We start from the raw sequence: 11,947 nt of genomic DNA on the forward strand, positions 1-11,947 counted from the left end.
TTTCATCTCATGGGATGAATGAAATCGTCTCACGAGACAAAAAAATCTGTCTCACGAGACGAAAGAGACCATCCCATGAGATGAATGGAATAAAACTGCAACGAAGTACTTACAACAATAAATCAAACGAAACAGTGAATACCAAGTATATTGCAGCACAAAAGCAAGGTTAATTCGTCAAACCATAATGGCAAATCGGGCAAAACCCGCACTGCAAGTACATAAAACACAAATTTATCGTATATTTGTTGCAAAGACAACCTGAAAGTAGAACCAATTATGCGAAGCTGCAAACTTCTCCTGCCCTTATTATACTGGCTACTGTTATGCACCGGTAGCATGGCACAACCGTACACCCTGCAACACCTGGGTGTAGAAGACGGCTTATCGAACAACTATGTCCGCGCCATCGCACAAGACAAGCAAGGCTGCATTTGGGTAGCAACCGAACTTGGGTTGAACCGATTCGACGGACGCAACTTCACCACCTATAAAAGCAACAATTCACAACTAATCAGTGATGCGCTAAATGTACTGCTATACGATGAAGAAGAAAACACACTGTGGATAGGTGGCAAATTCGATGGTATCAGTGCACTGGATTGTTCCACCCAACAATTCCGCACATACACATTAGAAGACGGGATTAATGCCAGCAATATCGTGCACCTGTCTCATGCCGCCGATGGAGGACTCTGGATAACTCCACACTACGGAAACATCGTTTATTACGATAAACGCAACCGGACATTCACATCACTCTCAGACATGGGTATCAGGAATCTGAATATATCCAACTGGTGCAGTTTTGACGACGGAGAAGAACACCTTTACATCGGACATGCCCAAAACGGAATGAGCATTATAAACCTGAAAAACAAAACCGTACGCAAAATCAGCTATACCGCCGGCAACCCGCAAAGCCTGCCCGGAAACAGTATCTACTCCATTTACAAAGACCATCTACAGAATATCTGGGTAGGAACTAACAGGGGATTAGGTCTGTTGAATCCGAAAACAGAAGAGTTTACCGTATTCAGGCATGAACCCGACAACCCGTATTCCTTGATTGCCGACCACATTTATGATATTAAAGAAATGAATGACGGTACACTCTGGATTGCCAGTGATATCGGAGGTATCAGCATACTTGATTTACACGGCATAACCTTTCAAAGCCCCGAAAAGGTAAGGTTTCACAATATAATTGCCGACAACAGCAAACACGGAGTTACATCAGGAAATATTCGCACGCTGCTACAGGACTCTTTCGGAAACATCTGGATAGGCAATTACAGCAGCGGCATAGACTTTATCAGCCATAGCCAACCTGTATTCCACATATTGCCCTACATGACCGAAAAAGGAAATATCACCAAGCACAAGCCCGTATGGGGACTTTGCAAGGACGAGAACGGACAAATCTGGCTGGGCGGCGAGAACGAAATAACCTTGTTCAAAAACAATAAGCCTCTGAAAAGCATAAATATCACCAAACAACTGTCAAGACCCTACGGACAGGTCTTTTCCATCATCAGCGACCGGCAAGGTACATTATTGCTCGGAATATACGACGACGGTCTTTTAAAGTTCAATACCCGGAACGAACGTATCGAACGCATTCCATTGGATATGGCGGATGTAGACATCATCACCTTCTTCAAAGACAACGACGAAATAATATGGATAGGTACCGAATATGGGGTATATAGTTACAACAATGGCACCCTCCGCAAAGAAGACGAAATCAACCGGTTATTACCCGATAGGTCTGTCTATGGTATTCTCCGCGACAGGCAAGGCAAATTGTGGATAGGTACTTACGGCGGTGGAATAGCCGTTCTCGACAAGGATAATAAACCGGTAGCAAGGCTGAATAAAGGCACTGACTTCTGCTCTAACGCCATTAACAGCCTCCACATGGACTCTCAGGGCGGCATCTGGGCTGCCACACGCAACGGGATAGGATATATCAAAGACACAGCCCGCCCGGAAGAGTTTGAATCATACGGTTATGAACATGGTCTTGAAGACACCTTCGTCCGTTCCATTCAGCAAGATGCATCCGGAAATATCTGGCTCAGCACTAACGATGGCATCTCCTTTTGGAATAAACAAGAAAAGGAGTTCGACTGTTACGACTATCGTGACGGCATACCTATGGGGAATTTTATCGAAGGTTCGGCATGCCGGGCAGAGGATGGTACGCTTTATTTCGGTTCGCTAAACGGTGTCTGCTATTTCAATCCGGAGAGTCTGATTACGGAACGGGAAGTGGCGCCCGTACAGATTATTGAGTGCAGAAGTCTAAACAACCAGATAGAAAGCCGGAATGAAGGAACCATCATACCAACCTTCGCGGGAAGTATCAGCCTGCCCTATAACCGGAATTCTTTCCGCATCTCGTTCACCGTACCGGACTATTCGCAAAGCAGACAAGTGGAATATGCATACATGATTGAAGGACTGGAAAAGACATGGATCAATACGTTAGGGGAAAACCTGATTACCTTCCGTAACATTTCTCCGGGAGAGTACACATTCAAGGTAAAAGCACGCCTGAGAAATCAGGAGTGGGACGACAGCCATATAGCTACGCTACGGATACACATCCACCCTCCCCTGTGGCTAACCTGGTACGCCATAGTCTTCTACCTCCTCCTGCTGCTGCTCGGCGCCTACCTCTGGCTCCGCTTCTACAAGCGCAAACTAATGCTCGAGAACTCCCTTGAACTGGAGAAGAAGAAGAGCCTGAACGAACTGGAGCTTAACAACGAACGCCTGCGCTTCTACACCAACATCACGCACGAACTGCGCACACCGCTCACGCTGATACTCGGCCCGCTGGAAGATTTAGTCAACGACTCCAACCTGCCCCTCTCCTACGGCAACAAGATAAAGGTGATTCACAGCAGCGCCCTCCGGCTGCTGAACCTCATCAACCAGATACTGGAATTCCGCAAGACGGAAACACAAAACCGGAAGCTGACAGTAGCCAAAGGCGACCTGAGCAGTCTGGTTACAGAGATAGGCCTGCGCTACAAGGAACTGAACCGGAATGAGAAAGTAAAATTCCACATTCACGTTCAGCCCTCAAAGGTCAGGCTCTACTTTGATGCCGATATCATCTCCACCATACTGAACAATCTGCTGTCCAACGCCACGAAATACACCCCGGAAGGAGAAATCAACCTGACGATGCATCCGCAGAATGAGGAAGAGGGTCAATACATGGAGATAAGAGTCAGCGACACCGGATATGGCATAGATGCCGATGCACTGCCTCATATCTTCGACCGCTATTATCAGGCGAAAGGGAAGCACCAGGCATCGGGCACGGGTATCGGGCTGGCATTGGTCAAGTCGCTTGCCGACCTGCACGAAGGCACCTTGCAAGTGGAAAGTGAAATAGGGAAAGGGACTACCTTCATCTTCCGGCTTCTCACCGGAAACACCTACCCCAACGCCCTGCACAAAGAAGAGAAGACGGAACGCATTCCGGAAGAGCCGGAAGCAGAGTATCCAAAGGAAGAGAACAATGACATCCGCCCGGTGATACTGGTTGTAGAAGATAATGATGACATCCGCGAATACATCACCACCTCCTTCAGCGCCAACTACCACATCATAACCGCCACCAACGGAAAAGAAGGAGTGGAACAAGCGCAGGAACATATACCCGATATCGTAGTAAGCGACATCATGATGCCGGTAATGGACGGCATTGAACTGTGTAAACGGATAAAGGAGGACGTCAGCACCAGTCATATACCCGTGATACTGCTCACTGCCAAAGACTCCATCCAGGACAAGGAAGAGGGCTACGAGAGCGGAGCCGACTCTTATCTGACGAAACCATTCAGCGCCAAGTTACTCCACAGCCGCATCCTTAATCTGCTGGAATCGCGCAGGAAGTTAGCCCTGATGATAACCAACCGCACCAAGGAACTGCAACCGGAACAAGTACAAGGCTCCATGCAACTAAGCAGGCTGGACGAGGTATTCCTGAACAAGTTTACCGCCATTGTAGAAGAGAACATCGACATGGATAAGCTCGACATGGCTTTCATGAGAGAAAAGATGAACATGAGCCACTCCACCCTCTACCGGAAGATAAAGGGACTGACAGGCATATCGGGCAATGAATTCATCCGGAAGATAAGACTGAAAAACAGCCTGCGCTTATTGATGGAAGAAGGTGTCAACATCTCGGAAGCAGCCTACACAAGCGGTTTCAACGACCTTGGCTACTTCCGTTCGTGCTTCAAGGAGGAATACGGTATGGTACCGTCGGAATACATCAGACAGCAGAAGGCGTGATTTCTTCCATTCGTACCGGCTCGTATCCTTGGAACAGTATTATTTACCGGGGTACATACAACTTCCCTATAACCAACTTATCCCCCGATAAATCTACTTCAAACAGATGGGGAATGCGGACATACCTTCCATTCACATCTTTATGACTATGAACGGACATCAGCCATTTGCCGTCTAATGTGCGGAATAGCATGCCGTGACCGAAGTTAGGAGGGGTAATGGGGTCTTTCTCCTGTATCCACGGGCCATCCAGGGTGCCGCTTTCGGAGTAGGCAACACCTTGTGTGTAGTCTTGGAATACCCAGCTTGTCCATATCATCCCCAGACGTCCGGTACCCGTGCGGAACAACCACGGGCCGTCGGTCACACGGTTAGGATGAATGTTATCGCCCGTCTTTTCGCGGCTCCACGGTGAATCGCTGGCACGAAAGAGAATCTTTCCTTTGCCGACAGAACCACTTAAATCCGGTTTCAGTTCTATCTTTTCCATCGTACCGTTCAGGTTCTGTAGCCATTCGTGGCAGTAGATCATGTAGGGTTTGCCGTCACGGTCTATCCAGAAAGTGCCGTCGAGGGTGGGCATGTTTTCGGGCAGGTAAGTGGGAGAGTTCATCGGTTTATAAGGGCCTCCCGGATTATCACTGACTAAAACGTGACTGGCGCGGCGGGGAATTATATTGTTTTGTACCGTATCAATCTTGATGGCATTGTTCGTAAAGGTGGCGAAATAATAATATTTTCCCTTGTATTCGTGCAGTTCGGCAGCCCATATTTGAGGTCTGGAACCCATCCATGATGTAGAATCAGTTTCTGTAACACGATAAGGGCCGTCCCAGCGGGCAAGGTCTTTGCTCTTCCAGAGGAGACCGCCGCTGCCTGTCATATAATAGGTGGAGGTTTTCCCGTCGGCAAGGATACAAGGGTCGCTCAGACGGATGGAGTCAAGAGGGATGTCTGTCCGGAAGCGGTTGGGCATCCGCTGCTGGGCGGACAGGAAGATAGGGAAAAGGGGGAATAGGAGGAGTAATAGCTTTATTTTTTTCATATTAGTATTGAAGTAAGGGATTGAAGTTTAGCGAATCAATCTTTACTCTCCTCCTCCCGGGAGGAGGAGAATAAAGATACTTTTGTTTACCGAATATCTATACCATGCCTCACCGGCGTAAGAACAAACGTAAACTCATAATCACCATAAGGCAACTGATACTGCGGCAACGGCCATGCGCCCCAGCTATTCACACAAGCCAGACCCATCTGTGCTTTGTCAATACAGAGATTCGTCAAATCAGCCTGTTTCACCTCCGGAGAATGGCTCTGACGCTTATCCCTACCATCATCCAAAGACTCGATAGTGTAATGCAAAGCAGATGCAGAGAAAGGAGCTTCCGCCACAATCTCCAAACCACGGCCTGCGGCATTCAGTTGTTTCCACCAACGGATATCCGTCTTCGTTCCTGTTTCCTGCGGACGGATATAAGGATAGAACTGCTCATCCACACTCTGACGATACAAGCCAAGGTCGGTAGAATGGTTACGGTCACTATAATTCTCTATCGGACCACGGCCATAATACTCTATCGTCTCGAACGTCTTGGGCATTTGCATCTGCATACCGAAGCGGAACATGGGTGATATCTTCGCCTGCGGGTCGGCTGTCATCTTTTGAGTAACCTTCACAGCGCCCTTGTTATTGATGACATAAGTCAGACTCAGACGTGCAGAAACGTTCGTCATCTCATATTCGGCATTTACCTGTATCTGGTCGCCCGCAGGTTCCCATTTGAAGGAGGTCAGCTTCAATCCCGGATTCTTCCAGACAGCAAACTTCTGTTGCAGACCTGCACCGAAGTCGTTATCGGTAGGCGCACGCCAGAAGTTGGGAGCCAATACGGCATCTTCCTTCATCAGTTCCACACCCGCCACATTGTAACGGCTCAGGTAACCGCTGTGTTTGTCGAATTCCAGACGGAAATTATCACCGTTCACAATCAGGAAACGCCAGTCATTCTCCTGCACTTGCGGCACAACAACAGGCACATTTACGCTTTCCACGTTCTTCAGTTCCATAGCAGGCGCCTTATAAGGATTCAGCACAAGCTGATTCTTGGCAACCGCATATCCGCCGGGAAGCAGTCCTTCGCTATTCTTCAGGCGATACGTCACGTTGAGCAACCACTCCTTGCACTCGCAGGTCTTGCCGAGGTTCAGTTTCACTTTGGCAGTCTGCTGCGGAGCTACGTTGAGGACGTCCACGCGGCCGGTACGGATAACCTTACCATCGGCCAGCACTTCCCAATCCATATAATAGGCGGAGAGGTCGCGGAAGAAGTTTTCATTATACACATTCACCTCGCCATTCTTCAGGTCGGCGGGAGTAGTCCAGATATTCTGGTAGAAGTAGCCTACCTCATACATGTGCGGATTGGGCACACGGTCGGGACTGATAAGCCCGTTATCGCAGAAGTTCTTATCCGAACCGTCATAACGGTTGAAGTCACCACCATAGGCATAGATAGACACGCCTTCCTTACCTTCCCACCGGACGGACTGGTCTACGAAGTCCCAAATGAATCCGCCTTGCAGATTCGGATACTTGCGAATCAAGTCCCAGTATTCCTTAAATCCACCCTGCGAGTTACCCATTGCATGGGCGTATTCGCACTGGATAAACGGCTTCTTGGCATCTGTGCGCTGACCGTACTTCTCCATGTGCTCATAACCGGCATACATCGGACAGGTGACATCGGTAAAATCGTTCCCATGCGCCTGCTCGTACTGTACGGCGCGACTGGGGTCTTCGTTCTTTATCCAGCGGTAACATGCCTCGAAGTTAGGCCCGAAGCCGGCTTCATTGCCCAGTGACCAGAAGATGATGCTGGGGTGATTGAAGCTGCGTTGCACATTGCGCTGGTTACGTTCCAGGTGTGCATTGGCATAGTCGGCGCGTTTAGCCAGTGTCCTCTCGCCGTAGCCCATACCGTGGGATTCGACGTTTGCTTCTGCCACCATATAAATACCGTATTCGTCGCAAAGGTCATACCACAGGTTGTTATCGGGATAGTGGCAAGTACGCACGGCATTGATATTGAACTTCTTCATTATCTGGATATCCTGTATCATACGCTCCGGAGATACGACATAACCGCCATCAGGGTCCATTTCATGGCGATTGGCTCCCTTGAAGAGCACTGCCTTGCCGTTCACAAGTATCTGGTCGCCTTTCAGTTCTATCTTACGGAAACCTACCTTTACGGGAATCACCTCGCTGCTGCCTTGCAAAGTGGCGCGCAGGGTATAGAGATACGGAGTTTCGGCAGTCCATTTGTACGGATTCTCCACGTTCATCAGGACGTTGCCGCCACCTTTGGCGGTTGCTGTAGCTACTTGCTTGCCGGCGGCATCCAGCAGTTCCAGGTCTACATTACCACTGCCTTTGAGGTCGATTTTCACGTTCAGGGAACCGTCTTTATAGGCTTCGTCCAGGTCGGGAGTGATGCGGATATCCTGAATACGCTTCTTACTGCGGGCATAGAGATAGCAATCGCGTCCTACGCCACTGAAGCGGAAGAAGTCCTGGTCTTCCAGATACGTACCGTCGCACCAGCGGAATATCTGGAAGGCGATAAGGTTCTCCTGTCCCGGTTTCAGGTAAGAGGTGAGGTCGAACTCGGCTTCCAGTTTGCTGTCTTCGCTGTAGCCCACATAGCGGCCGTTCACCCACAGGTAGATATTGGAGGTGACGGAGCCGAAGTGCGCAATGATATCCTTGCCTTTCCAATCGGCGGGAACGACGACTTCGCGACGGTAAGAGCCTACGTGGTTGTTCTGTGTGGGGACTTCGGGAGGATTGTTCCGGAACTGGTTACGCCAGGCGTAGCCGACGTTCACGTAGATGGGGTCGCCGTAGCCGTTCAACTCCCACACGGCGGGGACTTGCATGTTGTTCCAGCTCTTGTCGTCGAAGCCCAGTTTCCAGAAGTCGGCAGGACGCTGGTCGGCATTGGGTACCCAGAAGAACTTCCAGGTGCCGTTCAGGGTCATGTAGTTAGCAGATTTGGCTTTTTCGCCTGTCATGGCGGCATCTGCCGATTCGTAGGCAAAGTAGTTGGCGTGCATCGGTGCACGGTTCACGGCATTGACGCCCGGGTCAAGCCACTCTTTAAAGGACTGTGCATTGGCAGTCAGCGCCAAGGCGGCAAAAAGTCCGGTGATGAAATGTTTCTTCATGATATATTAATATTATATTTAGTAGCGGTACGAAAAAACGTCTTGCATACCGCTACAAAGTTAAGATGATTCAATGAATCGATACGGAGAATAATAGTTCAAAAAGAGGGGGGATAAAGACCAAAACACAGAGGCACGGAGGCGCAGAAGAGGTTTCTCTGAGAGTTGAACACGAAGGCGCAGAAGGTTTCTCTCTAAGAGTTGAACACAGAGACACGGAGGCACAGAGGAGGTTTCTCTGAGAGTTGAGTACAGAGGCACAGAAGGTTTCTCTCTGAGAGTTGAGCACAGAGACACGGAGACACAGAGGGTTTCTCTGCGACGTAGTCGCCCTCTCTGTGTACTCTTGTCCGGGTTTCTTCTTAAAAAGAAAAATAAAACTCTGTGGCTCTGTGCCTCTGTGTTCGAACATAAATTCTCAGTTTTCAGTTTTAATGTACCTCATCCTGTCTCTTGATGTACCTCATTCCACCTGATGTACGAACAGAACATAGATGACTATAGACCTTAAGGTACAATCATACCCAATGATTGTAGGAATCATACCCAATGATTGTACCAATCATACCCAATGATTCCTACCCCACTATACGAGGGTTCCCGGATGAGGTTTACTATCAGATACATTCAATCGCTTTATCCAATCGCTAAGTTATCATTCACCCTCCCCCTCACAAACACGTATCACCGTAAACGAATAGGCAGGCATGGCATAGGCGAAGCTGTTTCCTTCTACCTCAAAGCCGGAAGAAACAGGTTTCGCACCACGGTCTTTCGGGTCGCCGGTCAGTACCGTCTTCGTTGCCGAAGGATTCACCAACGTAGCACCGTCCAGCGTCACTTGGGCAGAGACTTCTACAGGAAGCATATTCACCAGCTTCACGATATAATCCCCCGTACCGCCATCCTTCACAACGGAAACTCCTACACGCTTCGTCACTGCATCCCAACCGTTATTCAGTTTCACCTCAGAAGCAAGATACTCGTTGCCGGAGTTCTCACCGTACATAAGCTGCGTATAGTAACCTACGGTAGGCTTCACCTCCGTGTTATTGAAGTAAATCAAGTCCGGATTCCACTGCGTACGCCCCTCTTTGGCAAGCAGCGGAGCATACGAAGTCATTTCCACGATATCGCCGTTACGCTCTACCGCCGTCAGATACAGAGCCTCGGCAAGCGCCGTTTCCACGTTATTGGGGCGTCCCGGCAGGTGGGCGGCATACTCGCCCAGGTAGACTTTCGCCTTGCTGCGGTCGTAACGGTCGTAATAATCCTGGTTGTGAATCAGCCAGCCCGGTTCCACATAATAATGCTCATCCACCATCGGCACGCCCAGCTCAGTGGCAAAGTCCCAACCCACTTCATAGTCAGTGCCTTCATAGAACGGACCGGCAGTGCCAATCACCGTTACTTCGGGATATTTCTCCCTGACGGCATCGAATATCATCTTGAAACGCTCCGTAAATACCTCCGTAACCATGTCCTCGTTGCCGATGCCGATATACTTCAGGTTGAACGGCTTCGGATGCCCGGCTTCAGCGCGCTTCTTGCCCCACGGGGTCTTGCGGGCGTCTCCGTTGGCGTACTCCACGAGGTCGAGAACGTCCTGGATGTATTGCGGCATTTCTTCCATCGGGATGCCGCCCTGTTGTCCCATGCAGGTCAGTTCATCGTGAGAGTGGTGGGCGCAGGAGCCGGAGTTCTGGCAGGGAACGCCTGCCGCTACTATCGGTACAGGTTCGGCGCCCATATCTTCGCAGAAGAGGAAGTATTCGTGGTATCCCAGTCCGCGCGTCTGGTGATATCCCCACAGGTTGCGCAGAGGCTTGCGGGCTTCCAACGGACCGATGGAACCTTTCCAGTCGTAGATATTGTCTATACCATCGCCATGAGCCACACATCCGCCGGGGAAACGCACGAAGCGGGGACGAAGGTCGGCAAGCGTCTGTGCAAGGTCGGCGCGCAGACCGTTCTTACGGCCCTTGAAAGTGTTCTGCGGAAAAAGGGAAATCATATCCAACGCATACTTGCCGGGGGCAAGGGGGGTGATGGTCAGTGCGGCATCCGCGGCGTCGGCGGTTGCTGTCAGTACGGTGCGTTGGTTCTTCCAGTCTTTGGAGGCGATGGAAAGGGTGGTGGCTGCCACTTCCCTGCCATCTTTGGTCTGCAAGGCGACTTTTACTTTTCCGCCTTTGGCATTTAGCTTCCCGCCTTCGGTAGCAAGCACTCTTGAGAAGAGGGAGAAGTCGTACTTCTCGCCTTTCTTCAGGGCGATGCCGTCGAAGCCGGTATTCATCAGGGAAGCACCGGGGGTGTTTACTTCAAATACGGCGTAATGGGAGTTGTTGGGGTGGATGGGGACGTCGGTTGCGATATTCAGTGTGGCATCGCTTCCCTGTAAAGTCCAGGAGTGTGTACTGTTCCAGTTACGGTCGTCGCCACGGTCGGTAGGGGTGTACTCGAAGTCACGGTTCTGTATCAGTTCGGCGTACAGGCCGCCGTCGGCAGCATAGTTGATGTCTTCAAAGAAGATGCCGATAAGGTTACTACTGATACTCTTGGCTTCACCCGCCTTTACGCAGATGGTGGCTTCTACGGGTTTCAGGTTGGCAAAGCGGACAGGGTCTTGTTCCGTGCGTTCGGCGTACAGTGTGCGGCGGTATTTCTTGGCTTCGGCGTAGCGGGTGATTTGCAGGACTGTGGAATAAGGCACTTCCTGCACCCGGCCTTCCTGTTCCCGGCCGTTTATCACGAGTTTCTTTGCGGTAGTGGGGAATACGTCTTTCGGTTCGTACTTGCTACGCTCTGCCGGAGAGAAGTATTTCTGGGCTTCCCACGTCTGCAAGTCGGAGGAGGTGACATAGGCAAGTGCTTCGCCGGTGTTGGTAGCTGCCCAGATGCAATGCCATTTGCCGTCGGCGCGGGTTTGCATCAGGTGGGGGTTGAACATTGTCTTCGCACGTCCCCAGGGACCGAAGTCGGAGTTGACGTAGGCAAAACCGTCTGCTACGCTGAACCACTTTTCTCCATCGGGACTCCAGGCGAACTTCAATCCGCTTTTGCCGTCGTGGTTGGAGTATGAGAAGAGGTAGACCCGGTCGGGTTCGTTATCTACCTTTGCTTGCACAGGGAGTGCAAGGGATAGTAGCAGGGAGAAAGTTAAAAAGGTTATTAGTTTCATTGAATTATGAATTATGAATTATGAATGGGCTGCGCAATACAAGTAATTTTTTAGACGCGGATGACGCGGATTTTTAAATGCTGCGCTATGTTAACTCATCCGGAAGATAACCGGAAGAAGAAAGAGATCCGCGTCATCCGCGTTATCTGCGTCTAAAAAATTACTTGTATTACGCAGCAGCCTGATTGAAGCTTACGACCGCTAAATTATCATTCGCCC

The 11,947-nt window shown here is 50.1% G+C and carries 4 protein-coding genes; 1 reads left to right on the forward strand and 3 read right to left on the reverse strand.

Annotated features, from left to right (window positions below):
* Positions 1–279: 279 nt before the first annotated feature.
* Positions 280–4,320 carry a hybrid sensor histidine kinase/response regulator transcription factor gene (locus tag B2Z67_RS13275; RefSeq protein ID WP_291530321.1) on the forward strand — a complete coding sequence of 1,347 codons (4,041 nt, stop codon included), beginning with the start codon at positions 280–282 and terminating at the stop codon, positions 4,318–4,320.
* 43 nt (positions 4,321–4,363) lie between these two features.
* On the opposite strand, the gene B2Z67_RS13280 is transcribed toward B2Z67_RS13275, so the two are convergent.
* The 3 genes from B2Z67_RS13280 to B2Z67_RS13290 form a co-directional block, all read right to left on the reverse strand.
* On the reverse strand, positions 4,364–5,365 hold the full coding sequence (locus B2Z67_RS13280; RefSeq protein ID WP_291530322.1) for a glycoside hydrolase family 43 protein: 1,002 nt from the start codon (positions 5,363–5,365) through the stop codon (positions 4,364–4,366).
* Between the two features lie 86 nt (positions 5,366–5,451).
* Complete coding sequence (locus B2Z67_RS13285) at positions 5,452–8,547, reverse strand: glycoside hydrolase family 2 TIM barrel-domain containing protein (protein WP_291530323.1); 3,096 nt, start codon at positions 8,545–8,547, stop codon at positions 5,452–5,454.
* A 655-nt stretch (positions 8,548–9,202) separates the two neighbouring features.
* A complete protein-coding gene (locus tag B2Z67_RS13290; protein ID WP_291530324.1) occupies positions 9,203–11,728 on the reverse strand; it encodes an alpha-L-arabinofuranosidase C-terminal domain-containing protein in 2,526 nt (841 codons plus the stop codon).
* Positions 11,729–11,947: the final 219 nt, after the last annotated feature.

Origin of the sequence: Bacteroides sp. UBA939 (assembly GCF_002293435.1) — a bacterium.
In the GTDB taxonomy this organism is placed as follows: Bacteria; Bacteroidota; Bacteroidia; order Bacteroidales; family Bacteroidaceae; genus Bacteroides.